This is a genomic window from Lysobacterales bacterium (assembly GCA_016721845.1).
Taxonomy (GTDB): domain Bacteria; phylum Pseudomonadota; class Gammaproteobacteria; order Xanthomonadales; family Ahniellaceae; genus JADKHK01.
The window spans coordinates 842,101-867,241 of the sequence record JADKHK010000013.1; the positions used below are offsets into that span (position 1 = coordinate 842,101).

Consider the following 25,141-nt stretch of genomic DNA (forward strand, 5'->3'; position numbering starts at 1 on the left):
CAATGCGTCAATTCTTTGCGGGATAACCAGTGGAGTCGACCATGCATCGCAGTGGCTTCTGGAAGCGCGTGACACTCGGGACCATCGCGGTCGCGCTGGCAGGGGCAGTGGCCGCGAGCGCTGCGTCGACCCCTGCAGCGATCGTCGGGCAGACGCCGGCGGTGAAGATCATCGTGCTGGCGCGGCATGGACACTACGACCTCGACCCCAAGGCCGATCCGAAGCTCGGACCGGGGCTGTCGACGCTCGGCATCGCGCAGGCGCACCTGCTGGGCGCGCGTCTCGCGGGCGAAGCCGATTTTGATGCGGTGCGCGTCAGTCCGTTGCAGCGCGCACAGGATACGGCGCGCGTGGTGATGGAGAGTTTGGACGCACCGGCGATGACGACGCTCGACGATCTCGCCGAATGCATGCCACCGACGCACAAGCCCAGCGATACCGTCGACAGCACGCCGGCATCGCTGAAGGCCTGCACCGAGCAACTCGATCGCCTGTTCGCGACCCGGTTCAAACCGGCGAACGGACATCCACAGCGCGAACTGCTGGTCTGTCATGGCAACGTGATCCGATACCTCACCAGCAAGGTCCTTGGCCTCGACCCGAAATCCTGGCTGGCGATGTCCTTCGGCCACACCAGCCTCAGCACGATCCGGATCGACGCCGATGGTTCGATGCGTCTGCTCGGCGCCGGCGATCTCGGCCATCTCCCGCCGAAACTGCGCACCGGCGCGCTTGGCGATCCCGAACGCAGTCTCGTCGTGCCGACAGCGGTGGACTGACCATCAACCCGTGTTCTGAAGCGCCTGCGACACGCCCTGCACGCAGGTGATCAGTGCGCGCAACAGGTCGTCGTCCGGGCGGTCGGCGGCACGCCAGCGCGCGAGCAGGTCCGCCTGCAGCAGACTCATCGGATCGACGTAGGGATTGCGCAGCCGGATCGAGCGGGCGAGGCGCGGGTCGTTGGCGAGCAGTTCGCGTTCGGTCAACAAGGCCAGCATGTCGCGTACACGTCGGTGCTCGGTTTCGAGCATCGGGAAAAAGCGCGCGTGCAGCGGACCGGCCAGTTCGGAGAACACCCGGGCGATGGCCATGTCGGTTTTCGCGATGACCATTTCGACGTCAGCGAGCAGGCTCGCGAGAAAGCGCCAGTCGCGCGCCATTTCGCGCATCGCATCGACGCCGAATTCGCGCACACCGTGTTCGAGAGCGGTGCCGAGCCCGTACCAGCCGGTGAGTACGCAGCGCGATTGCGTCCACGCGAACACCCACGGAATTGCGCGCAGATCGCGAATCTGCGCACCGCCGCGACGCGCCGGACGCGAACCGAGCGACATCCGCTCGATCACGTCGATCGGCGTGGCGTCGCGGAAATAGGCGACGAAGGCATCGCCGTCACTGACCAGCGCGCGATAGTGCTGCAACGAGACCTCGGCGAGCGTCGCCAGCATCGCGCTCCAGCGTGCTTCGCGCGCTTCTTCGGGTGGCGGCAGCATCGACGGTGCAAGCACGGCGGCCGTGGTTTGCGCGAGCGTGCGCAGCGCGAGTGCATCGATGCCGTATTTGCGGTGAATGACTTCGCCTTGCTCGGTGACGCGCAACCGGCCATTCATGGTGGCGCGCGGTGCGGCCAGAATGGCCGCGCTGGTCTTGCCCCCGCCACGACTCGCGGAGCCGCCGCGGCCATGGAAGAAATCGATTTCCACGCCTGCTGTCGCCGCGATATCGAGCAACTGCGTCTGCGCACACTGCAGCGCCCAGCGCGCGGCGAGCAGACCACCGTCCTTGGCGGAATCGGAATAACCGAGCATCACGAACTGGCGGTCGCCGCGCGCGCGAAGATGTCCGCGATAGACCGGGTCGGCCAGCATGCGCGCCAGCGTCTGCGGTGCCTGCTGCAGGTCTTCGATGGTCTCGAACAGCGGCGCGATGTCGAGCGGCACCTGGTCGTTGCCATCAACCAGCTTTCCCGCGCGCGCCAGTGCGATCACCGACAGCACATCACTGGCGCTCGCGGCCATGCTGATGATGTACAAGCCGATCGCGTCGCGGCCGTAACGTCGACGCACGTCGGCGACCGTGGCAAACACCCGGCGTGCACGATCCAGCAGGGGATCGTCGAGTGGTGCATTGGCAATCGCAGTACCACGCGCCAGCTCCGCGATACGCGCGGCAGAATCCGGATGTGCGGCGAGTTGCGGATCGGCGGCTAGCAGCACGCGCCGATGCACGCGCGCATCCTGGCGCAGGTCGAGCCGCGCCAGGTGGAAACCGAAGGTGCGCACGCGCCAGAGCATGCGGCGCAGCGCGTAGCCGCCGGCATGGTCGCCCTTGTGCGCATGCAGGCTGGCGCGGATGGCTTCAAGGTCGGTGATGAATTCGTCGACGTCGCGATAGGCGTGTTCGCCGCCGTTCGCACTGGCCTCGATGCGGGCGCGCATCAGGCGCAGCAGCACGCGATAGGGCATGTCGCGATGTCTTGCGCTGATCAAGGCCGCAGTTTCGGGCATGGTCGCGAGGTAATGGTCGCGGCGCGCATGGACCTCGGTCGAGAATCCGCACAGACCTTCACTCTGGCTCAGCAAACCGGCGATGCGTTTCAGGTCGCCGACGTATTGCCCGAGGATGGCGCGGCGATGGCGTGCCAGCGCTGCGGCAATCGTTTCCGGGCCGACATTCGGGTTGCCATCCATGTCGCCGCCGACCCAGGACGCGAAACGCAGCAGCGTCGGAATCTCCGGCGATACGCCGAACTTGCGTTCGAATCCGTCGAGCAGCACCTCGTAGAAGATCGGTAGCGTGCGATAGATCGGTTCGACGAGGTAGTGCACCGTGTGCTCGAGTTCGTCGCTGACATCGGGCTTGATCGGCGCCAGGGTCGCGGTCTGCCAACCCGCAGTGAGCGCGGTACGCATGCGCGCCCAGTCGGTGGCGGTCTCGCCGGGTGTGCGCAGGCCACCGATCTCGGCCAGCAGGCAACGCACAATTTCTTCTTCCTTCTGTAGCAGGGATTGCCGTATCGCCTCGGTCGGATGCGCGGTGAACACCGGCTCGATATCGAGCTTCGACAACTGCGCGAGGATCTCGTCCGGCGTGTATCCGGCCTGCTTCAGGGTCGCCAGCGTTTCATGCAAGCCACCCGGCTGATCGCCGCCCTCGTTGATCTGGTAGTGACGACGACGACGGATGCGATGCACGCGTTCGGCCACGTTGACGACCTGGAAATAGGTCGCGAACGCACGCGCAAGCCGCTCGGCGTGGCGCGGACTGTGACCACACAATGCTTGCGCATACTCCTCGATCGGTCGTGCCTGTTCGCGACGCCGGATCGCGCCGGTACGCAATCGCTCGATCTCGGCCAGGAAGTCGATGCCGAGTTGTTCCGCCAGCATGTCGCCGACGAGTGCACCGAGCCGACGCACGTCATCCTTCAAGCCCTGGTCGACCTCGGGAAACTCGACCTCGCGCAGCCGTTCCGGTTCCATTATTCGCACGCCCATGTTGCATCGCGGTAGGCCCGATCATGCCGCACTGCAGGCGTCACGGGAATGCGACCAAGGGGTACGTGATTGACCGAATGTCGGCGTCGTGAGCAGGTCGGTGGCGGGTGCACGAGGGCGCGTTTACAAATCGGCGGGTCGGGCGTAGTGTCGACCCGCACCCCCATACCACCAGGGAGATTCAAATGCGTTCAGGCAATGCGTTGTTCCTGTGTGTCCTGGCTCTGGCCCTCGGCGCTGCGCCGCTGAACATCGCGCGAGCGGATGATCTGAAGAAGGCGGAGGCGGAGCTCGAAGCGGCCAATGCCGAACTCGAAGCGGCCGAGGCGGAGGCGGATCTGGCGGAAGCCGAGGCCGATCTGGCTGACGCCGAAGCTGACCTGGCCGAAGCGGAGGCTGATGAAGCCGAACTGGATGCGGCGGAAGCGGAACTCGACGCAGCAGAAGCAGAACTCGACGCGGCCGAAGAAGACGAGTAATCGCAGACCCGGCCGCGCATCAGCCGGCCGGGTTTCCGTATCGCGGGATCAGGCGCGACCGGCGAATTCCCCGGTCGTGGTGCTGACCAGAATCTTTTCGCCGTTGACGACGTATTCCGGCACCATGATTTCGATGCCGGTATTGAGTTTGGCTGGCTTGGGGCGCTTGGTCGCAGTGGCACCCTTCAGCTCCGGCGCGGTCTCGATCACTTCCAGGATCACGTTCGGCGGCAGTTGCAGACCGATCGGCATCTCGTCGAGCAGGCGCACGAAACACTCTTCCAGACCTTCGGTGATGTAGCCCGCGTTGTCGCCGACGAGGTCGGGGTCCAATGTGTACGGCGTGAAGTCCTCGGTGTCGAGGAAGACGTAGGCGTCGCCGTCCATGTACGAGAACGTGACCGGGCGACGCGACAGTTCGACTTCGCGCATGTCGTCTTCGGCACGGAGGCTGATGTCGAGCTTCACATTGCCCGGCACCGAATACATGATGACGCGATACGTGGTGTTGCCGCCGCGGCCCTGCGGCGCGCTGCGCTCGACATCCTTGACCTGCCAGATACGGCCGTCATGGTCGAGCACGACGCCACGCTTGATGTCATAGGCTTTCATGGATCACCTCACTTGGGTTGCAGGCGGATGGCGCCATCGACGCGAATCACGCTGCCGTTGAGATAGCGGTTCTGCAGGATGAAGGCGACCGCGTCGGCGAATTCATCCGGCTTGCCGAGGCGCGACGGGTAGGGCACCTGCGCGCACAGCGAGTCGTAAACGGCCTGCGGCATGCCATCGACCATCGGGGTATGGAAGACACCGGGTGCGACCGTCATGACGCGTACGCCGATGCGCGCGAACTCGCGCGCCATCGGCAAGGCCATCGCGACGATGCCGCCCTTCGAGGCCGAGTAGGCAGCCTGTCCGATCTGGCCTTCGAACGCGGCGATCGACGCAGTGTTGATGATGACGCCGCGTTCACCGTCCTCGCCCGGGGCATTCGCCTGCATCAAGTTTGCGGCCGCCTTGGCGACATTGAAGGAGCCGACCAGATTCACGCGCACCGTCGTTTCGAACTGCGACAGCGGCATCGGACCGTCCTTGCCGAGCACACGGCCGGCACCGAGGATGCCGGCGCAGCTGATGATCGCATTCAATCCGCCCATCGCCGCCTTGGCGTTGGCCAGCACCGATCCGACATCGGCTTCCGAGGTCACATCGAGCACCGCGAAACGCGCGCGTTCGCCGAGTTCCACTGCTGCAGCCTGGCCTTTCTCCGCGTTCACATCGAGCAGGGTGACTGATGCACCATGCGCGATCAGGTGACGAGCCACGGCCAAGCCGAGCCCGGACGCACCGCCGGTAATGGCGGCCTGGGTCTGGTGAAGTTGCATGGGGATCTCCGAAAGGGGCGCGGATTGTAACCGAGCCCCTGAACTCGGGCGATCAGGGCTAGAGCCGATAGAAGACGTGATCACCGATCAATGCGACGCGTTGGCCGTGGGCCGCCCAGGCCGGCGTGACGCGCTGATAGGCATAGAAGTGATCCGCGGCCGGGACGACGCTGTAGCGATCGCCGCTGTCCGCCCAGCGCAGCATGGTCGTTCCGGCGATGCGCCATGCGCGGTTCCAGGCGCCGAGGTTGCGCAACTGGTATTGCGGCGAGACGATGCTCAGCGCGAATTGCTTGGGCTGCATCAGCACGCCGCAGAGATTCACCGGTCCTTTGCGTGTACCGCGTCGGCGCAATGCCACCTCGGCAACGGCGACCTGGCCCAGGACCGGTTGGTCGCGCGCTTCGAGGTAGAGTGTCGCGGCGAGACAGGTCTGGTCCGCAATCGGTTGCGGCAACCAGTTCGCGATCATCAACAGGGTGGCGAGCTTCATGCGTTTCTCCAGCACACGCGCCGGCGCAGTAGAGCAGCCGATGCCTGAACATTCGGATGCCATCGTCGGTGTCATGGCTAGAGTCGGCGCACTAGGGCTGAACGTCAGGTTCATGTTGCCGCTCGCCCTGTGCCTCGTGCTGGGTGGTTGCGCCCGCGCACCGGCGCTGCGCGACGCCGCCGATCCCGTTTCGCTCCTCGATGAGGTCCGCATCGAGCGCGAGGACCACCAGTGGGCGGTGCCGGCCGATCGTCGATGCCTCGTCATCGAGAATCCGTTCGGCGATCTCCATCTGCGTGCCGGCAAAGAGGGAAGCATCGCCTATCACGCGGTCATGCAACGCATCGAAGCGGCGCTGCCTCGGCCTGCCGTGGTGATGGGCGAAGCGCACGGTTGCGCATCGATGCAGGTGCACATCGACGGCCAGCATCCGGATTCGCGGCAGCGCTGGAACGTGCGACGGGCACGGGTCGATCTCGCCGTGGCGGTGCCGCCGGGTGTGGCGGTCGAGGCCCGCAGCGACGTCGGATCGATCGATGCCAAGAAGCTCGACAATGCGATCCGTGCATACACCGTCAGCGGGAACATCCAGCTCTCCGGGTCAGGCGATGTCGTCGCGCAATCGATCTCCGGCAGCATCGTACTCACCGCGCGCGGGCAACGCCCCGATCGTCGCTGGCAAGCGACCACGGTGAGCGGCGTGATCCGCGCGTTCGTCGAAGCGCAGGTGGCTTCGCTGGCCGCGTCGACCTGCGGCGACGTCCGCACCACGTTTGCCACTGCAGTGAACGGGACGACCCAGGACGGTTGCCACGTCTCGCATCTGGGGCGAACGGAAGCCGTGGACGTCGTGTTGCAGAGTGAACACGGCGACATCGAGATCTATCGTCTGGAACCCTGAACATCGGACGGCGCTAGACTGCGTCGTTTGCAATGCCACGGGTTCAAGGGTGCGTGATGCGCAGCGGGTTTCGAGTCTTTTCGGTGATGGCGACGGCGACCGCCGTGCTGATGGCGTCTGCAGGCATTCAGGCCGGGACGACCTTCAAGCCGGTGCAGTCGCAGCGCGCGGATGGCGTTGAACTTCGTCGCGGCGCGGTCTGGGTCAGCGAGCCGGTTGTGCCGGATTTCGTGCATGTCGCCTTGGGCGACCAGCCGCCTGTCGCGCCATGGCAGCCTGGCGATCCGATTCGCGAGATTCCACGCCAGTTCTACGGTCCTTCCGAGCGCCCGATGCCGCGTCCGGCGAATCCGGTGTCGGCGCTGGATGCGTTGGCGCAACTGCAGGCGCGTGTCGGTGCGATGCGTGCACCTTCGGCGTTCAATACGCCCTTGGTGAACGTGCCCGGCCTCGGCAATACCGGCGTGAGCCCACCTGACCCCGCGGGCGACATCGGCACGACGCATTACCTGCAGTCGATCAACGGCAGTGGCGGCGGCGTCTATCGCATCTTCGACAAGACCGGCACCGCCGTGAGCGGCACGCTGAGCATGGAAGTGCTGGCCGCCGGTGGCGCCTGCGCCAACGGGCTGGGTGATCCGATCGTCCTGTTCGACGAGCTGGCGAATCGCTGGCTGCTGACCGAGTTTTCGTCCAATGCCGGCCGCAGCTTGTGCATCTACATCAGTCAGTTCGCCGACCCGGCCATCGCGCAAACCTGGACGCGTTATGTCGTTCAGGCGCCGCAATTTCCCGACTATCCGAAATACGGCGTGTGGCCCGACGCGTATTACGTGGGTACCAACGAGGGCGCGACCGGCGCCGAGATCTATGCGCTGGACCGGACCCGGATGCTGGCCGGCCAGACGATCTCGACCCAGCGTTTCGTGGCGCCGGAACTGCCGGGATTCGGGTTCCAGGTCCTGCAGCCGATCGACCTCGATGGTGTGGTCTTGCCGCCGATCGGCGCACCGGGCGTGTTCGTTCGGCATCGCGACGACGAGGTCCATGATGCCGGGTCGAACAACCCGAACGCGGATCGCCTGGAGCTGTTCGAACTCGACATCGATTGGACGACACCGGCGAATTCGGTGCTGGCCGGCCCGATTGCGGTGCCGATCTCGGAATTCAGTTCCGACATCAACGGTCTATCGTCGTTCAACGCGTTCGCACAGCCGTCCGGCCAGAAGCTCGACCCGTTGCGCGAACAGGTGATGTTCCGTCCGGCTTATCGTTCCTACGCCAGCTTCGAGCAGATCGTCGGCAACCTGACCACCGACATCGACGGCGCCGACACCGGCGGCGTGCGCTGGTTCGAGTTGCGTCGCACCGGTGGCACGACCCAACCCTGGCAGCTGTACCAGGAAGGCACCGTGGCCCTCGGCGATTTCGTCGACCGCTGGATGGGCGCCATTGCGGTCGACCAGAATGGCAACCTGGGACTGGCCTACAGCGCGGTGCGCGACAGCACCCACCCGGCGCCGAACAACACCGGCGTGCCGGCGGGTCTGCGTTTCATCGGACGCCTGGATGGCGATCCAGTGGACGTGATGACGACCGGCGAGAGCAGTTTAGTGGCCGGCACCGGCTCGCAGTCAGGCGAACGCTGGGGCGACTACCATGCGATGAATGTCGACCCAGCCGACGGCTGCACCTTCTGGTTCACCGGCGAATACGTCAACAGCAGCAGCTGGACCACACGGGTCGCCGGCACGCGGCACGCGCGCTGCGGCTCCCCGCAATTCATGCTCAATTCGGCCGACATTTGGTTGTCGAGCTGTTTGCAGAATGCGCCCCAGACCATCGATATCGACCTCGATGTGCTGGCGCAGAGTGGCTTCAGCGGCGCCGTCGATCTGCAATTCGGAACACTGCCGGTCGGCGTGAGCGGCAGCTTCGCGCCGGGCACGCTGGCGGTACCCGGCACGAGCATCGCCAGCCTGAGCATTGGCGGCAGCACGTTGGCGGGCAACTATCTCATCCCGCTGATCGCGAGCTCGGGTGCGCTGAGCAAGGAATTCGACGCGCGCCTGTCGGTCGAGACCGGGGCCATCCAGCCGTTGTCGCCGGCGGACCTGGCCACCGATGTCGGAACCACACCAACCCTGGCCTGGACCGCGACCGGCAACACGACGCAGTATCTGCTCCAGATCGCCACCGACAGCGACTTCAACAGCATCGTTCAATCGGCCACGGTGGCAGGCTTGAACCACGTGCCGGCGACGGCACTGGCCTTCAACACGCGCTACTACTGGCGCGTGCAGCGTGTCGACGGCGATTGCGGTGCCGGCAATTGGTCGGCCGTGCGCAGCTTCACGACCATGCCGGACCCGACGCAATGCCCACTGGGCACGGCGACCACGACGGTATTCAGCGACCCGATCGAACCGGCACAGCCAGGCTGGACCGTGACCGAATTGCCGGCGCAGGGCCAACCGGGCTGGTCGGTGACGACCACGCGTCCGGCCAGCCCGACGCGTTCCTGGTATGGCAATGACAGCGCTACGGCGACCGAGCAGCGCCTCGATACGCCGACCATTGCGATTCCGCCGGCGGCCACCAGCACCATCCTGCTGTTCTCGCACGCCTACAACATCGAACAGAACAGTCCTGCGGATTGCTGGGACGGCGCGACGCTGGACCTGTCGACCAACAACGGCGGCAGTTTCGCGCCATTGGCCAGTGCCAGCATCCGTGTCGACGGTTACACACGCACGATCACCTCGGCGGCCACCGACAACCCGCTGGGTGTCGGTCGCCCGGTCTGGTGCGGCTCGGCCTTGACGCACCATCCGGTGGTCGCTCAGCTGGGCAATCAGGGCGGCAACAATCTGAAGCTGCGCTTCCGCCTCGGCAGCGATGGCGCCGTCGCCACCGAGGGCTGGTATGTCGACGATCTCGTGGTCAAGGCCTGCACGCCGCTGCCGCCCGCGACCCTCACCCTGACGTCCAGTGCGGATCCCGGTGTGTTTGGACAAGGGACGACGCTGACGGCCACGATGACCGGCAGCTCCGGCTTGCCCACCGGCATGGTCGAATTCCGCGATGGCGCGAGCGTGCTGGGCACGGCGGTCTTGAACAGCGGCATCGCGACACTCGCGGTGACATCGCTGTCCGTCGGGACACACGCGCTGTCGGCGCATTATTCAGGCGACGCGGTCTACGGCAGCAGCAGCGGCAACGATGCGCACACCGTGACCAAGGCCGATACCAGCCTGGTGATCAGCGACACGCCCGATCCAGGCATGCAGGGCAGTCCGGTCACGATCAGCGCGGGACTGGCGGCGGTGGCCCCGGGTGCGGGCAGCCCCGGTGGCAGCATCATCGTCACGGCCAGTCATTCCGGCGGGTGCACGATGGTCCTGCCGGCGACGACGTGCAACCTCGTCTTCGCGACGAGTGGTCCGCAGACCATCTCGGCCAGCTATTCCGGCGATGCCAGTTTCAACGCCGCCGTCGCCATGCCGATCGAGCACCAATCCGACTCGGCCACGGTGTTCATGGACGGCTTCGAGGACTGAACGATGCGGCCTATGCCATCTGCGCCTTGGCATGGGCGATGTCGAGCGCTTCCATCGCGTCCTTCGGCTTGAGCTTGATCGCTTTCGCGTAGAGCGCAGCCGCTTCGTCTTCCTTCTTGTCGCCGTGAATCAGCATCAGTGCGTTCGCGTATTCGATCAGCGCGATCGGCGACTCCGGCGTCAGCTTGATCGCCAGCTTGCAGTGCTCATCGGCCGATGCCGCCTTGGCACCATACGTCAGGCTGGCGATCATGCCGCCGATCTTGCCGACGATCTCGGCGTGATACAGCCCGAGTGCCGTCTGCGCCTCGGCATGCTTCGGTGCGAGCTTGAGCGTGGCGTCGAGGCTTTCCTTGACCTTGCTGGCCAGGCCTTGTGACAGCGCCTTGGCGATCGAGATCATCTGACTGTAGCGGCCAAGCCCGAAGGCGCGGAAATAGTGGCTGTTCGCTTCTTTCGGGAGGGCTGCCATGGCCATCTCGGCGCGCTGGCCGATGCCTTCGAAGCGTTTCAGCTTTTCCTTCTCGTCGTCGACGAGATAGACGGCATGGATGCCGATGGCCTTGTTGGCCAGGGTCGCACCCAGGGCACCGAGCGCATCGCCGAGCTCGAACGCGTGCTGGAACTCGCCGGCGTGATAAGCGCTCCAGCCTTCCTGCAACTGCGCCGCGATCTTCGCGGCATCCGCGGCCTTGCCGAGCTTGCTGTTGCCCTTGATCAGCGCTGCCACATGGGCATCGTCCGGAAAGGTCTCCTGGTCACCCAGATGCAGCTTGGCCCAGTGCTTGTGCAACTTGTCGCCGCTGTAGTCGAAGGCCTTGTTCGCATGCGGAAACGCCGCCCACTTCTTCGCTGCCATGGTGTCCTCCCGTAGATGCAGGGAGCATCCTGCAATCGCGCTTGCCGGACAAGCACCGGTAGTGTGATTGCTCCAGCATCGGCCCCGAATATCGTTGGCGAATGCGAGGCGCGGGTCAGTGGCCAAGGTGGTCGCGGCGCGTCGCTACAGCTGACGGAGAATGTCCATGCGTACCCAGATCAAGACCAAGAAGACCAGCAAGGTCGTGCAGGCAAATGAAGCCTCGCGCAAGTTCGTGCTCGCCGGCCTCGGCGCCGTGTCACTGGTGCAGAAGCAGGGCCAGAAGGCGATCGACGCCTTGGTCTCGGAAGGTGAAAGCTTCCAGTCGCGCACCCGCAAGCTCGTGAAGACCGCGAACAACGACGCGCGCAAGTTCTCGACCAACGTACGCAAGCAGATCACCGGCTACATCAGCCCGATCCGCGCCAAGGCACTGAAGAACGTCGAAACGGTCGAGAATGCGATCGGTGAACGCGTCGGCGCCGTACTCGGACGTTTCGGCGTGCCGTCCAAGGGTGACGTGCAGGAACTGCTGGCCCGGGTGGCCGAGTTGAACAAGGAAATCAAGGGTGGGGCGCGCCGCGCCACGCGTTGATTGCCGAGCGATCATTCGAATGAAAACAAACCCCGGTCGCGAGGCCGGGGTTTTTCATTTGCGGTAGTTGTTCGCCAGCGTGTTCAAGTGCACGCGCTCGGCATCGCGCAGGAAGGGCGCGATCAGCATCATCACCTGGAAGATGCCCTGGCCGAGGTCCTCGTTGCCCTTGTCGGTGTTCACCCCTCGGGTGGAATTGAAGCTCAGCCAGAAGGTGCAGACCAGGATCACATTGGTTGCAGTGGCCTCGATTTCGGCCCGGCTGGCGCGCATGATCTCGGCCTCGGCCAGTCCTTTCAGGATCGCGGTGACGTTCTCGACCGCGCGCTTGAGGATTCGTCCGAAATGCATGCGCAGCTTGCGATTGCGGCTGGTGATGTCGACCAGGTCGCGATAGATGAAGCGAAATTCCCACATCGTCTCGAACGCCAGGTGCAGTTGCAGCCAGATGTCTTCGAGGTTGGGCAGGCGTTCGTCCGGCGCCACGATCACGCGGTCGATCTTTTCCTCGTAGCGCGCGAACAGGTTTTCGACGATGTCTTCCTTGTTGCGGAAGTGGTAGTAGAGGTTGCCCGGGCTGATCTCCAGCTCGTCCGCGATGTGGTTGGTCGTGACGTTCGGCTCGCCGCGCTCGTTGAACATCGCGAGGCTGATGTCGAGGATGCGATCGCGGGTCTTGGGCGCCACGGCCGGGAATGCCTCAGCCGGCCAGTTTCTTGACAAGGTCGACGTACTGCTTCTGTGCGGCGTCCTTTGCCGTGCCGGCCAGTTTTGCCCAGGCCTCGTACTTGGCAACACCGACGAAATCGAAGAACCCCGGCTTGTCACCGCTGACGTCGCCCTGCGAACCCTGCTTGTACAGCGCGTAGAGCTTGAGCATGGTGTCGTTGTCGGGGCGATCCTTCAGGTTCAGGGCTTTCTTCGAGGCATCTTCGAACTGCTTGTTGAGATCGGCCATGACGTCGCTCCGTGGCGCTGCATGAGGAGAAGGGAACGAGCGGCTTGTAGCACGCGTTTCCGGAGGCGGTCAACGCGCAGCGCAGCGCGTCCGCGAGGGCTAGGAAAGCGGCAGGCCCAGGGCTATCTTTGGACGGTCGCGGCTGCCCGTCGCGCCAGTATTCGGCAGATCTGCAGCGCGGCGTCGTTCGCGCTGCTCCAACCTTGAGGGGAGCACCATGACCTACTTCGTGACCGGCGCCACCGGCTTCATCGGCCGCCACCTGCTGGAGAACCTGCTGAAGCGCCGCGGCAAGATCTACGCGCTGGTGCGCAAGAGTTCGCTGGAAAAACTGGAGGCCCTGGTCGAGAAACTCGGCGCGGAGAAGGGCGAGATCATCCCCGTGATCGGTGACTTGACCAAGCCCAAGCTCGGCATCACTGCGGCGCAGCAGAAGCAGCTCACCGGCAAGATCAAGCATTTCTTCCATCTCGCCGCGATCTACGACGTCGAGGCCGACGACGAAACCAACCATGCGGTCAACGTCGAAGGTACGCGGCACGCGCTTCAGTTCGCCGAGGCGATCAAGTCCGGCTGTTTCCACCACGTCAGTTCGATCGCCGCCGCCGGCCGCTATCCGGGCGTGTTCAAGGAGGACATGTTCAGCGAAGCCGAAGGTCTGGACCATCCTTACTACCGCACCAAGCACGAGTCCGAGGGTCTGGTGCGCAAGGATGCCAAGATCCCGTTCCGGATCTACCGCCCGGCCATCGTGATCGGACATTCGAAAACCGGCGAGATCGACAAGATCGACGGGCCGTATTACTTCTTCCGACTGCTCAAGCGCATGCGTGAATACCTGCCGCAGTGGATGCCGACGATCGGCATCGAAGGCTCGCGCATCAATGTCGTTCCGGTCGACTACGTCGTGAATGCGATGGACCACATCGCGCACAAGGCCGGGCTGGATGGCCATTGCTTCCAGCTGGTCGATCCCGAACCGATGCGGGTCGGCGAACTGCTGAATACCTTCGCACGGGCCGCCCACGCGCCGGAAATGACCATGCGTCTCGATGCGCGCATGTTCGCGGTGATTCCGCCGATGGTCCGCGGCGCGGTCGCGAATCTGCCGCCGGTCAAGCGCTTCACGAATTCGGTGCTGAAGGATCTCGGCATCCCGCGCGAGGCGCTCAAGTACATCAATCAGCCGACGCGTTACGACAATCGCGAAACCGAACGCGCGCTGCGCGGCTCCAAGATCAAGCTGGCGGCGCTCGATACCTATGCGTGGCGCCTGTGGGATTTCTGGGAACGCCACCTCGATCCGGACCTGTTCATCGATCGCTCGCTCGAGGGCAAGGTCAAGGGCAAGGTGGTGATGATCACCGGCGGTTCGTCCGGCATCGGCCTCGCGGCCGCGATGAAGCTGGCGGCGACCAAGGCGAAGATCCTGATCGTCGCGCGCGGCGTTGAGGAACTGAATCAGGCCAAGGCCGAAGTCGAGAAGGCCGGTGGGCAATGCTGGGCCTACTCGGCAGACCTGACTGACGAGAAAAGCTGCCACGACCTGGTCGCGGCCGTGCTGAAGGAGCACGGTGGCGTCGATGTGCTGATCAACAACGCCGGTCGTTCGATCCGGCGTTCGGTCGCACTCAGCTACGACCGCTTCCACGACTTCACCCGCACCATCGAGCTGAACTACTACGGTTGCCTGCGCCTGATCATGGGCTTCCTGCCCTCGATGACCGAGAAGCGCCGCGGCCACATCATCAACATCTCCTCGATCGGCGTGCTGGCGAATTCACCGCGCTTCTCGGCCTATGTCGCTTCCAAGGCTGCGCTCGACGCGTTCTCGCGCTGCGCCCAGGCCGAATTCTCGGATTCCGGGATCGCCTTCACCACGGTCAACATGCCGCTGGTACGCACTCCAATGATCGCACCGACCAAGATGTATGACAGTGTGCCGACCCTGTCGCCGGAAGAAGCCGCCGACCTGATCGTCAAGGCGATCATCGAACGCCCGAGCCGTGTTGCGACCCGACTGGGCATCTTCGCGGCCACGCTCAACGCGATCGCGCCGAAGGCTTACGAGGTGGTGATGAATACCGCGTTCAACCTGTTCCCGGACTCGGCTGCGGCCAAGGGCATGAAGGGACGCGACGAGAAGCCGTCGAGCGAACAGATCGCGTTCGCCGCACTGATGCGCGGGGTGCATTGGTAAGGCAACAACGCATCGCACCACAAGAAAAGCATCGGCCCACAAGTGGGCCTCTTACAAGCAGCTCTCTGTGGGCCGATGCTATGTCGTGAATCGTGTTTTCGTCGCATCCAAAAAAGAGAAGCCCGCCAGCCGGCCGAAGGGGAGGGATCTGTCGGCGTGATCGGATGGCGGGCTAATCGGTCGGCGCCTTGCGCCTGATGTTTACTTGGCCTTGCTGGCGGCCTTCTTGGCCGGGGCCTTCTTCGCCGCTGCCTTCTTCGCGGCAGCCGGAGCAGCCGCCTGCGGATTCAGCTTCTTGACGGCCTTGCTGAGTTCTTCGACGCGCGAGACCAGCGCTTCCATTTCGTCACGGCCGGGAACGCCGAGCTTGCCGAGCGCGCGCGAGACGCGATCCTCGAACACCTTCTCGAGCTTGTCCCAGGTATCGGATGCGCGTTCCTTCACTTTTTCCACCTTGGTCTCCACGACGTCGCGCACTTCATCGACCTTGCCGGTCGCGAACTTGCGGGTCTTCTGCTCGATCGACAAGCCTTCCTTCACCAGATTCTCGAACAGCTTGCCACCCGAACCCTGCGCATTCTTCAGCGCGCCGAGACCGGCGGCCCAGATCTGCTGCGCCGATTCGACCAGGGCACCGGCCTTGTTCGAGGCAGCGGCGGAAGCGGCTGCGGACGTGCTCTTGGACTTGAACTTGGGCTTGCTCATGTTCCCTCCACGAATGTTGTTGGCCCACCGAAGGTCGGCACCGTGCGCAGGATGTTCTGCACACTGCCTAGAATAATCACACTATGCCGCGACGTCGCGGCGCGGACTCAGCGGCGTTTGCGTTCGTGGATCGCACGGTCGAGATCGTCGAGCGCATGGCGCAGTCGTGCCGTCACGTCGGTGCGTCGTGGGCGGCGTCCGAGACCTTCCATCAAGCTGCGTTCCGGATCGTCGATGATGTCGCGGCGCAGCGTGATGCCGTGGCGCGCAAAGATGGGCGCGACTTCGTCGTAGCGCGCCGCGAGATCGTCGAGCGTGGCGCGGTAGGCATGTTCGGCCACGCGCTGGCGCATCGTGTAGCTGAACGGGTTGGTGAAGAACATCTCGACGTCGTCCGGACTGGGTTCGAACACCAGCAGGTCGGCACGCTCATGCGTCTTCTGGTACTTGTCCAGACCGACCTGCATGCGCGACTTCAGCATGGTGCGGAAAGTCTGCGACAGGACCGCCGGCAAGCCGCTGTCGACCAGGCTGTCCGGTACCTTGCGCAGATTGGCCGTCGCCAGCGAGGCATCGAAGGGCACCAGCGGGTTGATGCCGAGCACCAGTTCGGCGCCGGCTTCGAGGGCCACCGATGCATGCAGGGTGCGGCGCAACGCGCCATCGACGTAGTACCGGCCGTCGATTTCGACCGGCGGATAAAGGCCGGGCAGGGCGGCGCTGGCCTGGATCGCGCGCGAAATCGGCACGTGGTCCAGCCCTTCGCTGCCGAAACGGACGGTCTTGCCGGTATCGAGTTCGACGCCGATCACGAACAGCTTGCGCGACAGCTTGCGGAAGTCATTCGTGCGCCCGTGCGCTTCGAACAGCTTGCGCAGGAAGTGTTCGATCTCGTTGTTGTCGAACAATCCGGTCGGGATCAACGCACCGAGACGACCGAACACATCGGTGAAATTCGTGTCCAGCGGATGGGTAGCGAGATCGCCGAGCCAGCCGAGCAGGGTGCGCGGAATGGCCGCGACGCGCTTGGCGTATTCGCCCATGGCCGGACGCAGGAAGATTTCCGGGCGGAATCGTTCCTGGTCGGTGACATCGGTCAGGAAGATCCGGCACATTTCCGCGGTATCGAGCCGGTTTGCCAGCCCCGAGGCCAGGAAGGCGCCCGAACTGACGCCGACGTAAACGTCGAGTCCGGTCATGTCCAGGCCGTCCATCGCCTCGTCCATGGCGCGCAAGGCGCCGAGCTCGTACATGCCGCCAATCGGGCCTCCGCCCGCGACCGCCAATCCGATGCGCGGACGGCTGCGTTTGCGGATCGGCTTGGTCGAGGCTTGAACAGTCAGCATTCCGGTTCCATCTTCAGCATGGCAATCGCTCGATTCTATCCGAGCCTGTGCGACGGTCGTCGCCGCAGACGACCATCGTTTACACGAACAGGGGATTTCGCACCATGACCGACACCGCCGATCGCTTGCACGGATTGCTGCGCGACTTGCATCGGGCACGCCATCCCGAGCACGAGCCGCGCAATCGCCTGCCCCAACTGCCGCGCCTGCGGCGTTGGCAGAGTGCGCGTCTCGGGCGCAGTTTCGGCAGCCTGCGCGAGCACCCGCGTTACGGCAATGCCGCCGAATTCTTCCTGAGCGACCTTTACAGCGCCGAGGATGTGAGCTGGCGCGACCGCGACTTGGCGCGGGTGTTGCCGACCATGTTGCGCTGGCTGCCCAACGGGGTACTCGGGTCACTTGCGGACGCGCTGGAGCTGGACCTGATCTCGGTGCGTTGCGACCTGGCCCTGGTCGAGCACCTCCCTGCGGGCGAGATCGACGTGGGCGCCTACGCCCGGGCCTATCGCGCCAGCATCGATGCGGAGCAACGGCGTCGCCAGATCGCGTTGATCGGCAATGTCGGCCGCGAGCTGGAGGCCATCGTGCGCAAGCCCTTCGTGCTCGGCGTCCTCAAGCTGGCACGCGGTCCGGCACGCGGCGCCGGTTTCGGCGAATTGCAGACATTTCTCGAGCGCGGCTTCAGCGCATTCCGGGCGATGGGGCCGGCCGACGAGTTCCTGGCCACGATCACCGATGGCGAAACCACCGCCATGCAACGCCTTCTGTCAGCCCACCCGGATCCGTTCGGATTCGAGTTGCGCGCCTAGGCCTCAGGCGGGTCCGAACTCATCATCGAGGTAACGCTGGATCTCGTCCTCGACCGAACTGCGGATCACCATCAGCAGGAAGCCGAGGGTGGCCTCGACCTTGACGCTGCCCTTGCCGAGCGCGATGTGGCCATCGACACCGGGGCGCGAGAAGTGCAGGGTGTCGCCCTCCCATTCATGGTTGACCTGGAATTTGCGGGCGATGCCCTTGGCCACCCGGTCGATCGAGGCGCGTGCCTCGGACATGGACTTCTTGTGCTTGCGGGAAATCGAGATCGTCGCCATGCCGGGCCCTGTCGAAAGTCGCTGGTGTCGGTGAAGTGCTGCGCTAAGATCATGCCAGAACCCCATGATCGCGGGAGCAAAAACTGATGCGCGTCTGTTTCGTACTGTGCTTGCTGCTGGGAATGTTCGATTCGACCGCGGCAGACTTGTCCGGAACCCTGCGCCTGTTCGCGAACGGCAAGCCCTTGCGCGAGTCTGAAGCGGCCGAGGCGATCATCTATTTTCGTCCGAATACCCCGGTGCTTGCCAAGCCTGCAGCGACGCCCTTCGTGATGACGACGCGCCGCAAGCAATTCGTGCCCCGGGTACTGGCGATCACCGCCGGCAGCTCGGTGCGATTTCCGAACGAAGATCCGATCCTGCACAACGCTTTTTCGACCTCGCCCGAAAATGCCTTCGACACCGGTCAGTACAGTCGTGGCGACGGTCGCACCCAGGTGTTCGGCAAGCCTGGCCTGGTCCGTGTGTACTGCAATGTCCACCACTCGATGTTCGGCTTCTTGCTGGTGCTCGACACGCCGTTCCACACCCGCGCCGATACCTCCGGGCATTTTCGGCTCGACGGCTTGCCGGAAGGCGACGGCGAACTCGTCGTGTTCCATGACCGCGGTGCGCCGCTGAAACAGCAGATCAGCGTGACCAAGGGCAGCACCATCAAGCTCGATCTCGACCTCAACAAGCGCCGCGTGCCGGCGCATTCCAACAAGTTCGGCAAGCCCTACGCGAGAACGCCCAATGCCAATTACTAAGCCCGGCTTCCGCTTGCCGCTTGGTGCGCAGATCTTTCTGGTTTGCGCCGTCCTGATCACCCTTGCGGTCGGTGCCGCCGTCGCGATCACCTATGTCCAGGGACGCAAGATCGCCGAGCAAAGCGTTCAGCGCACCCTCGACACCAGCTCCGGCGTTCAGGCGAACACCAAGCAGTCGCAGTTGCAGCAAGTCCAGAATCTGGTGCAGTTCATCGCCCAGGATCCGGCCATCGTGCAGTATTTCGAGAGTTCGACCGACATCGAACTCGGGCTCGGCGACGTCATGGGCGGCACCATGTCGCTGGCCGACCTGCTGTCGGAACGGCGCGAACAGTACGGATTCGATCTCGGCATCTTCCTCGATGCCGATGGCGAAGTGCTGGCCCGTACCGACGAAACCGAAGCGGTAAAGCAGAACCTGGCCGGCGACGTATTCCTCGCGTCCGCGATCAGTGAAGCCAGCCCGGTGTCGGGGTTGTGGCGTCAGGGCAACTCCCTGCTGCAGGCGGCGGTGATGCCGATCCTGCGCGGCGAGGACCTGCTCGGCTTCCTTGTGCTGGGTGAAGCGATCGACAACACGTTGGCGGCCGACATCAGCAAGGTCAGCGGCGCCGATGTTGCCTACGTCTTCGTCGACAATGACCAGGCGGTACTCAGCGCCAGCAGTCTCGACGCCGACACCGCGGAAGCGCTGACCGGATTTCTCGCCACTCGCGCCGATGTGCGCAAGGCGATCGCTGAGGCCAAGCCGCTGGAACGGATCGACGTGCGCCTCGGCGGACGCGACTGGATCGGTCGCGTCGGCCCGGTCGATGCCGATGCAGGCGGTGCGCTCGGTGCGACTGTGTCGCTGACGTCGCGCGATCGCGCCTATGCCGGATTCCAACGCATTCTCAATCTCGTGCTGGCCACCGGCATCGGCTCGCTGCTCGCGGCATTGCCGCTGTCCTACCTGCTGGCGCGCGCCATCCTGAAACCGGTGCGCACCCTGGCCGATGCCGCCGAGTCCGCGGCGGATGGCCACTACCAGACCCGACTCAGCATCGCCGGCAATGACGAACTGGCACGCTTGTCGCGCGCATTCGACCATCTGCTGTCCGACTTGCGCGAGAAGTCGGACATCGAGGGGTATGTCGCGAATCTGTCGCGTTTCCTGCCCGAGCCTGCCAACGAGCGCAAGACTCATGGCGGCGGGGAGTCGCGCATCACCAGTGCCGCGCCGGCGATACGCCCCCCCGATCTCGCCACCCGAATCGTGCTCGGCATCGATTGTCGCGCACTGGCGAAACCGGTCTCGCGCGACCAGGCCGAGCGCCTGGGCAACGGCATCGAGCAGTTCACTCGCGCGATCGACGACGCGGCGCAACGCGCCATGGCGCATGTGCTCGCATTCAACGGATTTCGCGCCGTGCTCGGGTTTTCCGGCGAAGAACCCTTGCGTCGCGCGTTGCGCACGGCGCGCTTCCTGCGGCGCGATGCGAGCCTGCCGGACGCCTTGTCGGCGTCGCTGGCGTTCGCCGTACACGAGGGCGATGTGGTTGAAGGGCTGCTCGCGATGGCGGGAGGTTCGGTGCCGGTCGCTGGTGGCGGCACGCTGTACCAGCTCGATCGCCTGCTGTCCGAGTCGGGCGAGCACCAGATGCTGGTCGCGAAGCCGATGCTGGAGCAGGTCAAGCAGATCTGTGGCCACGATACCCAGGCCGCAACCGGACTGGTCAGCGGACGTGCGTTCCCGGTGCTGGACCTGGCCCGGCTGGATGCGCTCGAACCGTTGACGGCAAGATCCGGCGGCCCCGGCGGCGATTACGCCACGGTAGTCACGCCCGGGACCTCGATTGCCGCGACCAAGCGCGGCGCCACCCAGGACGTAGTGCTCGGCAGCGTCTTCGCCGGTCGCTACGAGGTCCTTTCCGAACTCGGTGCCGGCGGCATGGGCGTGGTCTACAAGGCGCGTGACCTTGAACTCGACGACATCGTCGCGATCAAGATGCTGCGCGGGGCCGGCCTGATGGATGCCGAACAACTCGACCGGCTCAAGAGCGAGATCAAGCTGGCACGCAAGATCACCCATCCCAACGTCTTGCGCACCTTCGATTTCGGCGATTCCGACGGACGCGCCTACATTTCGATGGAATACGTGCGTGGCATGACCTTGCGCTACCTGATCAAGCAGGCCGGGCGCATTCCGTTCTCCGCCGGCCTGCGCATCGCCAAGCAGTTGTGCGCCGGTCTCGGTGCCGCGCATGAAGTCGGCGTGCTGCACCGGGACATCAAGCCCGAGAACCTGATCCTCGAATCCAGCGGCAATGCGAAGTTGATGGACTTCGGGATCGCCCGACCGATTCGCCGCTCCGAGCCCGGCCACACCCAGCAGGGCATGTTCGTCGGCACACCGCATTATGCGGCGCCGGAACAGCTGGCCGGCGACGAGGTCGACCATCGCGCCGACATCTATGCGAGCGGCGTCCTGCTCTGCGAAATGTTCTGCGGCAAGCTGCCCTTCACCGGCAGCAACACGATGGAGATCTACATGGCACAGATGCAACAGGCACCGATCAAGCCTTCGGAATACTGGCCCGAGATCCCGGCCGGACTGGAGGCGCTGATCCTGCGCTGCATCGCGCGCCGGGCCGATGACCGTTTCCAGAGTGTGGACGAATTGGGGGCTGCGTTGTCGCAGCTGCGTGCTTGAACGTCGTGATGGGGAGATCACCATGAATATCCGCAAGTTGCTGTTGGCCACCGTCTGTTTCGGACTGTCCATGCCGGTGCTGGCCCAGGACGACGCTGCGTCCAGTGTCTGGTCCTGGTACGGCGATCTGAAGCTGCGCGTCGACCACGTCCAGGATCTGGCCGGGCGCGATGACCTCGAACGCAATCGCAGCCGTCTCCGTTTCGGGGCGCGGCGCATGTTCGACAATCTCGAATTCGGTGTCGCGCTCGAGGGTGCGCTCGGCAGCGACGACAACCGCGACAATCGCCGCAACAACGACAACGAGCGCAGCGACGCGCTCAATCTCGACGAGCTCTACCTGCGCTGGAACGTCGCCGACAGCACCAGCGTGGTGCTGGGCCGCACGGCGATGCCGCTGTCGTTGACGCCGATGCTGTGGGACGCCGACCTGCGCCCGATCGGCGCGAGTGTCTCGCACAGCATCGCGACCGGCGATTTCGATCGCCTGGCATTGACCGCGGGCTACTTTGCCGGCACCCATCTGTACGACGACGACTCGCGCATTGCGGCGCTGCAGGCCGGCTGGTTCCTGCGCGAAGGTACCGACTTCGGCGGCGATATCCAGATCGCCTGGCTGGACTTCTCCGAGCTCGAACAACTCACGTTGAATGGCTTGGCGCGCACCAATCGCCGCGCCGGCGCGGTGCTGCTGTCCGACTATGAAATCGTCGATCTGCAAGCCGGATTGCACGCAACACTGAGCGGTTGGCCGCTGGCCGTGCGGGCCGATGTCGCGCGGAACACCGGCGCCGATGATCACAATGAAGCCGGGCGATTCAGCGTCGTGCTTGGCGACAAGCTGCAGCCGATGGGTTGGGAATACGGGTTTGCCGCGCAACGCATCCAGCGCGATGCCGCCATGGCGGCCTTCAACGACGACGACTGGTGGTTCCACAGCTTCGCCAAGGGCCACATGCTCTGGGTGGGCTACGGCATCGACGAGACCTGGAATACCCAGTTTGCGATGCTGCGCGAGAACCGCGACGGCGTCAGCGACGACGTCGACCGCTTCATGCTCGAGCTCAACGCGCGCTGGTGAGACAGCGCCGGGCCCTGTGCTACATTTCAGCGCAGTCGACGGATACGGCGGTGTATGCGGCTCCATTTTCCGCACGGTGAACAAACCGATGTGATGCTTCGCGAGGGTGAAACCTCGCTGGGTTCGGCTGCGTCGAATGCCGTCGTCGTCAAGGGCGATGGCGTGCAGCCGATCCATGCATCGCTGCTGTTCGACCGTCGCGGCCTCACGCTGATCGTTCGCGAAGGCGCCCACAGCACCCATGTCAACGCGCGACCGGTGCGCGAGAAGGCCATCGTCCGTGTCGGCGATATGGTCAGTCTCGGCAACGTCCTCGTCGCGATCAAGCCCGACAGCGACCAGTACATCACCAGCCGCGTTCCGCCCAAGAGCAGCACCGACGACGCCATGTCCGAACAGAACAACGAAACCCGCTACCGCATGGCACCTCCGAAGGCCGTCCTGCGCGGCGTTTCCGGCCCGTATTTCGGCAAGGTCATCGCGATTGCCGGCCGCCTCTCCATCGGGCGCGGCAATGATTGCGACCTGGTGCTCGACGAGCCCGAAATGTCGCGTCGCCACGCCATGGTCGAGGCCACCCCGGCCGGCATCTGGTTGCGCGACCTCGGGTCGGCCAATGGCACCTATGTCAACGGTGTGCAGGTCCGTGATGCGGTGCTGTTCACCGGTGACCAGCTGGCGTTCGACCGCAACCGGTTCCTGATCGAGGCGCCCGGTACCCCGACACGTCCGCTCGGCATGGACGTGCAGGACATCAGCGGCAAACCGCAGGTCGAAGTCACGCAAACCCTGCAGGCCATCCGTCTGGATGCGGCGCGCAGCGACGCAGCCGCGGCAACCGTTGAAGTCGACGCGGCGAAGCAGGGCAGTCCATGGTTGCTGATCGTGGTCGGTGCGCTGATCGCGGTCGGTGTCGCGGCCCTGCTCAGCTTCGGCCGCTGAGTCGCGGCCAGCGCGCCAGCAGCAGCAGGGCCAGAATCGCCGCGTAGATCAATGGCTGGGTCAGGTCGGCCTTGACCAGCCAGGCGAAATGCAACACGCCGAGAATGGCGATCAGGTAGCTCAGCCGATGCAGGCGCTGCCAGCGCTTGCCGAGTCGGCGCATCATCGCGTTCGTCGAGGTGATCGCCAGCGGCACCAGCAACAGCCACGCGCTGAAGCCGACCGTGATGTACGGGCGCTTGACGATGTCGGTGAGCAACTGCGCCCAGAACGCGCCGAGGTCGAGGAACAGGTAGCTCGCGAAGTGCAGGCTGGCGTAGAAGAACGCATAGAGCCCCAACATGCGCCGGAAGCGGATCAGCACGTTCCAGCCGCCGAACCGACGCAAAGGGGTGATCGACAGCGTGATCAACAGGAAGCGCAGCGTCCATGCGCCGGTCTCGTGCACGATGCGCGCCACCGGATCGGGCCCGGGGTCGCCGACGAAGACATCCCAACACAAGACCGCTGCCGGCACCAGGCAGAGCAGGAACAGCAGGACCTTCGCCACCGCGATGCGGGTCATCATCAATACAGGGTCTTCGGATCGAGGCCGGTGTACATCGACGCGACCTGGTCGGCATAGCCGTTGAACGGCGTGGTCGCGATGCGTGCCTTGAACACCGACATGCCTTCGGCGATGCGGCGTTCGGACGCCTGGCTCCAGCGCGGATGATCGACATCCGGATTCACGTTCGCGTAGAAACCGTATTCATCCGGACCCATGTCGCTCCAGCTGGTCGATGGCTGCGTTTCCGAGAAGTGAATCTTCACGATCGACTTGATGCTCTTGAAACCGTACTTCCAGGGCACCACGAGGCGCAACGGTGCGCCGTTCTGGTTCGGCAGCCAGCGTCCGTAGACGCCGACGGCGAACAAGGTCAGCGGATGCATTGCCTCGTCGATGCGCAGGCCTTCGCGGTAGGGCCAATCGAGGACAGCCGAGCGTTGCCCAGGCATCTCGCGCGGGCGCTCGATGGTCTCGAATCGCACGTACTTGGCTTTCGAGGTCGGCTTGAAACGATTCAGCAGACTGGCGAGCGGAAAGCCGTTCCACGGGATCACCATCGACCAGGCCTCGACGCAGCGCAGGCGATAGATGCGCTCCTCGATGGTGACGCCCTTCAGCAGGTCGTCGAGATCGAAGCGACCGGTCACCTCCGCTTCACCCGCCACTTCGAGCGTCCACGGCCGCGGCTTGAAGTTCGCCGAGCGTGCCGCCGGGTCGCCCTTGCCGGTCCCGAACTCGTAATAGTTGTTGTAGCTGGTCACATCGCGGAAGCTGGTGCGCGCCTCGCGAGAACTTCCGGGCCAGGTCTTCAACCCGGGGATCTCCGGTTTCGGCGCGGGCAGGACCGGGGTTTCCGTCTTGGCCTCGGCCTCGTGCTCGCAGCCGGCCAGACCGGCGATGAGGCCGGCGGCCAGGCCTTTCATCAGCGTCCGGCGCTGCAGATAGGCGGACTCGGGCGTGATCTCGGAAGCGGCGATGGGATCGAACAAACGTTGGCGCATGGGGGTACCTCCGGGGACACAGACCCGAACGATGCCGAAATCCTGACACTG

23 protein-coding genes are annotated in these 25,141 nt (G+C 64.6%); 11 read left to right on the top strand and 12 right to left on the bottom strand.

Features of this window, described 5'->3' with window-relative positions; all coding sequences use genetic code 11:
* The first annotated feature begins 41 nt into the window (after nt 1–41).
* Nucleotides 42–779 (top strand): histidine phosphatase family protein, encoded by a 738-nt coding sequence (locus IPP28_11190; GenBank protein ID MBL0041582.1) that lies wholly within the window; start codon nt 42–44, stop codon nt 777–779.
* Nucleotides 780–782: 3 nt separating this feature from the next.
* Here IPP28_11190 and ppc read toward each other — a convergent pair whose 3' ends face one another.
* Nucleotides 783–3,482 carry a phosphoenolpyruvate carboxylase gene (ppc, locus tag IPP28_11195; GenBank protein ID MBL0041583.1) on the bottom strand — a complete coding sequence of 900 codons (2,700 nt, stop codon included), beginning with the start codon at nt 3,480–3,482 and terminating at the stop codon, nt 783–785.
* A 200-nt stretch (nt 3,483–3,682) separates the two neighbouring features.
* On the opposite strand from ppc, the gene IPP28_11200 reads away from it, so the two are divergent.
* Nucleotides 3,683–3,976: a hypothetical protein gene (locus IPP28_11200; protein MBL0041584.1), complete on the top strand. Its 294-nt coding sequence runs from the start codon at nt 3,683–3,685 to the stop codon at nt 3,974–3,976.
* Nucleotides 3,977–4,024: 48 nt separating this feature from the next.
* Here the strand turns inward: IPP28_11200 and yeiP are convergent, their stop codons facing one another.
* Genes yeiP through IPP28_11215 form a run of 3 tightly spaced genes read right to left on the bottom strand, consistent with a single transcriptional unit; the run spans nt 4,025 to nt 5,857 of the window.
* The gene (gene yeiP / locus IPP28_11205) at nt 4,025–4,588 is read right to left on the bottom strand and encodes an elongation factor P-like protein YeiP (protein ID MBL0041585.1); all 564 of its coding nucleotides are present in this window, start codon (nt 4,586–4,588) and stop codon (nt 4,025–4,027) included.
* An 8-nt stretch (nt 4,589–4,596) separates the two neighbouring features.
* Nucleotides 4,597–5,364, bottom strand: coding sequence for an SDR family NAD(P)-dependent oxidoreductase (locus IPP28_11210; protein MBL0041586.1), 768 nt, complete (start codon nt 5,362–5,364; stop codon nt 4,597–4,599).
* A 58-nt stretch (nt 5,365–5,422) separates the two neighbouring features.
* Nucleotides 5,423–5,857, bottom strand: a complete 435-nt coding sequence (locus IPP28_11215; GenBank protein MBL0041587.1) for a cell wall hydrolase — start codon at nt 5,855–5,857, stop codon at nt 5,423–5,425.
* A 112-nt stretch (nt 5,858–5,969) separates the two neighbouring features.
* Here IPP28_11215 and IPP28_11220 point away from each other — a divergent pair, with 112 nt between their 5' ends.
* Both IPP28_11220 and IPP28_11225 read left to right on the top strand, forming a co-directional pair.
* Entirely contained in the window at nt 5,970–6,758 is a 789-nt protein-coding gene (locus IPP28_11220; protein ID MBL0041588.1) for a hypothetical protein, read from the top strand.
* Nucleotides 6,759–6,844: 86 nt separating this feature from the next.
* Nucleotides 6,845–10,318 carry an Ig-like domain repeat protein gene (locus tag IPP28_11225; protein ID MBL0041589.1) on the top strand — a complete coding sequence of 1,158 codons (3,474 nt, stop codon included), beginning with the start codon at nt 6,845–6,847 and terminating at the stop codon, nt 10,316–10,318.
* Between the two features lie 10 nt (nt 10,319–10,328).
* Here IPP28_11225 and IPP28_11230 read toward each other — a convergent pair whose 3' ends face one another.
* The gene (locus IPP28_11230; protein ID MBL0041590.1) at nt 10,329–11,177 is read right to left on the bottom strand and encodes a hypothetical protein; all 849 of its coding nucleotides are present in this window, start codon (nt 11,175–11,177) and stop codon (nt 10,329–10,331) included.
* A gap of 166 nt (nt 11,178–11,343) precedes the next feature.
* Here IPP28_11230 and IPP28_11235 point away from each other — a divergent pair, with 166 nt between their 5' ends.
* A complete protein-coding gene (locus tag IPP28_11235; protein MBL0041591.1) occupies nt 11,344–11,772 on the top strand; it encodes a phasin family protein in 429 nt (142 codons plus the stop codon).
* Nucleotides 11,773–11,826: 54 nt separating this feature from the next.
* Here the strand turns inward: IPP28_11235 and IPP28_11240 are convergent, their stop codons facing one another.
* Entirely contained in the window at nt 11,827–12,459 is a 633-nt protein-coding gene (locus tag IPP28_11240; protein ID MBL0041592.1) for a TetR/AcrR family transcriptional regulator, read from the bottom strand.
* A 13-nt stretch (nt 12,460–12,472) separates the two neighbouring features.
* On the bottom strand, nt 12,473–12,730 hold the full coding sequence (locus tag IPP28_11245) for an acyl-CoA-binding protein (protein ID MBL0041593.1): 258 nt from the start codon (nt 12,728–12,730) through the stop codon (nt 12,473–12,475).
* 217 nt (nt 12,731–12,947) lie between these two features.
* Here IPP28_11245 and IPP28_11250 point away from each other — a divergent pair, with 217 nt between their 5' ends.
* Nucleotides 12,948–14,930, top strand: a complete 1,983-nt coding sequence (locus IPP28_11250) for an SDR family oxidoreductase (GenBank protein ID MBL0041594.1) — start codon at nt 12,948–12,950, stop codon at nt 14,928–14,930.
* Nucleotides 14,931–15,131: 201 nt separating this feature from the next.
* Here IPP28_11250 and IPP28_11255 read toward each other — a convergent pair whose 3' ends face one another.
* Nucleotides 15,132–15,635, bottom strand: coding sequence for a phasin family protein (locus tag IPP28_11255; GenBank protein ID MBL0041595.1), 504 nt, complete (start codon nt 15,633–15,635; stop codon nt 15,132–15,134).
* 107 nt (nt 15,636–15,742) lie between these two features.
* Nucleotides 15,743–16,981: a patatin-like phospholipase family protein gene (locus IPP28_11260; protein MBL0041596.1), complete on the bottom strand. Its 1,239-nt coding sequence runs from the start codon at nt 16,979–16,981 to the stop codon at nt 15,743–15,745.
* Between the two features lie 104 nt (nt 16,982–17,085).
* On the opposite strand from IPP28_11260, the gene IPP28_11265 reads away from it, so the two are divergent.
* Complete coding sequence (locus IPP28_11265) at nt 17,086–17,790, top strand: hypothetical protein (protein ID MBL0041597.1); 705 nt, start codon at nt 17,086–17,088, stop codon at nt 17,788–17,790.
* 3 nt (nt 17,791–17,793) lie between these two features.
* Here IPP28_11265 and IPP28_11270 read toward each other — a convergent pair whose 3' ends face one another.
* Nucleotides 17,794–18,036: a polyhydroxyalkanoic acid system family protein gene (locus IPP28_11270; GenBank protein MBL0041598.1), complete on the bottom strand. Its 243-nt coding sequence runs from the start codon at nt 18,034–18,036 to the stop codon at nt 17,794–17,796.
* A gap of 125 nt (nt 18,037–18,161) precedes the next feature.
* Here IPP28_11270 and IPP28_11275 point away from each other — a divergent pair, with 125 nt between their 5' ends.
* The 4 genes from IPP28_11275 to IPP28_11290 all read left to right on the top strand — a co-directional run bounded on the left by IPP28_11275 (nt 18,162) and on the right by IPP28_11290 (nt 23,539).
* Nucleotides 18,162–18,824 (top strand): hypothetical protein, encoded by a 663-nt coding sequence (locus IPP28_11275; protein MBL0041599.1) that lies wholly within the window; start codon nt 18,162–18,164, stop codon nt 18,822–18,824.
* Complete coding sequence (locus tag IPP28_11280; GenBank protein MBL0041600.1) at nt 18,811–21,516, top strand: protein kinase; 2,706 nt, start codon at nt 18,811–18,813, stop codon at nt 21,514–21,516. Before IPP28_11275 ends, IPP28_11280 begins: the two co-directional genes overlap by 14 nt.
* A gap of 22 nt (nt 21,517–21,538) precedes the next feature.
* Nucleotides 21,539–22,597 (top strand): putative porin, encoded by a 1,059-nt coding sequence (locus IPP28_11285; GenBank protein MBL0041601.1) that lies wholly within the window; start codon nt 21,539–21,541, stop codon nt 22,595–22,597.
* Nucleotides 22,598–22,690: 93 nt separating this feature from the next.
* A complete protein-coding gene (locus tag IPP28_11290; GenBank protein ID MBL0041602.1) occupies nt 22,691–23,539 on the top strand; it encodes an FHA domain-containing protein in 849 nt (282 codons plus the stop codon).
* Here the strand turns inward: IPP28_11290 and IPP28_11295 are convergent.
* Nucleotides 23,523–24,107 carry a sulfoxide reductase heme-binding subunit YedZ gene (locus IPP28_11295; protein MBL0041603.1) on the bottom strand — a complete coding sequence of 195 codons (585 nt, stop codon included), beginning with the start codon at nt 24,105–24,107 and terminating at the stop codon, nt 23,523–23,525. The two genes, IPP28_11290 and IPP28_11295, sit on opposite strands and share 17 nt — an antisense overlap.
* The gene (msrP, locus tag IPP28_11300) at nt 24,107–25,090 is read right to left on the bottom strand and encodes a protein-methionine-sulfoxide reductase catalytic subunit MsrP (protein MBL0041604.1); all 984 of its coding nucleotides are present in this window, start codon (nt 25,088–25,090) and stop codon (nt 24,107–24,109) included. The genes IPP28_11295 and msrP overlap by 1 nt, the downstream gene beginning before the upstream one ends.
* Between the last annotated feature and the right edge of the window lie 51 nt (nt 25,091–25,141).

What these genes read in the sequence shown, in the direction of transcription:
- ppc (MBL0041583.1), bottom strand. Translation starts at nt 3,482, where the DNA reads ATGGAACCGGAACGGCTGCGCGAGGTCGAGTTTCCCGAGGTCGACCAG.
- IPP28_11255 (MBL0041595.1), bottom strand. Translation starts at nt 15,635, where the DNA reads ATGAGCAAGCCCAAGTTCAAGTCCAAGAGCACGTCCGCAGCCGCTTCC.
- IPP28_11275 (MBL0041599.1), top strand. Translation starts at nt 18,162, where the DNA reads ATGCGCGTCTGTTTCGTACTGTGCTTGCTGCTGGGAATGTTCGATTCG.
- IPP28_11235 (MBL0041591.1), top strand. Translation starts at nt 11,344, where the DNA reads ATGCGTACCCAGATCAAGACCAAGAAGACCAGCAAGGTCGTGCAGGCA.
- IPP28_11290 (MBL0041602.1), top strand. Translation starts at nt 22,691, where the DNA reads ATGCTTCGCGAGGGTGAAACCTCGCTGGGTTCGGCTGCGTCGAATGCC.
- IPP28_11285 (MBL0041601.1), top strand. Translation starts at nt 21,539, where the DNA reads ATGAATATCCGCAAGTTGCTGTTGGCCACCGTCTGTTTCGGACTGTCC.
- IPP28_11250 (MBL0041594.1), top strand. Translation starts at nt 12,948, where the DNA reads ATGACCTACTTCGTGACCGGCGCCACCGGCTTCATCGGCCGCCACCTG.
- IPP28_11230 (MBL0041590.1), bottom strand. Translation starts at nt 11,177, where the DNA reads ATGGCAGCGAAGAAGTGGGCGGCGTTTCCGCATGCGAACAAGGCCTTC.
- IPP28_11245 (MBL0041593.1), bottom strand. Translation starts at nt 12,730, where the DNA reads ATGGCCGATCTCAACAAGCAGTTCGAAGATGCCTCGAAGAAAGCCCTG.
- IPP28_11280 (MBL0041600.1), top strand. Translation starts at nt 18,811, where the DNA reads ATGCCAATTACTAAGCCCGGCTTCCGCTTGCCGCTTGGTGCGCAGATC.
- IPP28_11210 (MBL0041586.1), bottom strand. Translation starts at nt 5,364, where the DNA reads ATGCAACTTCACCAGACCCAGGCCGCCATTACCGGCGGTGCGTCCGGG.
- IPP28_11295 (MBL0041603.1), bottom strand. Translation starts at nt 24,107, where the DNA reads ATGATGACCCGCATCGCGGTGGCGAAGGTCCTGCTGTTCCTGCTCTGC.
- IPP28_11270 (MBL0041598.1), bottom strand. Translation starts at nt 18,036, where the DNA reads ATGTCCGAGGCACGCGCCTCGATCGACCGGGTGGCCAAGGGCATCGCC.
- IPP28_11225 (MBL0041589.1), top strand. Translation starts at nt 6,845, where the DNA reads ATGGCGACGGCGACCGCCGTGCTGATGGCGTCTGCAGGCATTCAGGCC.
- IPP28_11215 (MBL0041587.1), bottom strand. Translation starts at nt 5,857, where the DNA reads ATGAAGCTCGCCACCCTGTTGATGATCGCGAACTGGTTGCCGCAACCG.
- IPP28_11190 (MBL0041582.1), top strand. Translation starts at nt 42, where the DNA reads ATGCATCGCAGTGGCTTCTGGAAGCGCGTGACACTCGGGACCATCGCG.
- yeiP (MBL0041585.1), bottom strand. Translation starts at nt 4,588, where the DNA reads ATGAAAGCCTATGACATCAAGCGTGGCGTCGTGCTCGACCATGACGGC.
- IPP28_11260 (MBL0041596.1), bottom strand. Translation starts at nt 16,981, where the DNA reads ATGCTGACTGTTCAAGCCTCGACCAAGCCGATCCGCAAACGCAGCCGT.
- IPP28_11200 (MBL0041584.1), top strand. Translation starts at nt 3,683, where the DNA reads ATGCGTTCAGGCAATGCGTTGTTCCTGTGTGTCCTGGCTCTGGCCCTC.
- IPP28_11265 (MBL0041597.1), top strand. Translation starts at nt 17,086, where the DNA reads ATGACCGACACCGCCGATCGCTTGCACGGATTGCTGCGCGACTTGCAT.
- msrP (MBL0041604.1), bottom strand. Translation starts at nt 25,090, where the DNA reads ATGCGCCAACGTTTGTTCGATCCCATCGCCGCTTCCGAGATCACGCCC.
- IPP28_11220 (MBL0041588.1), top strand. Translation starts at nt 5,970, where the DNA reads ATGTTGCCGCTCGCCCTGTGCCTCGTGCTGGGTGGTTGCGCCCGCGCA.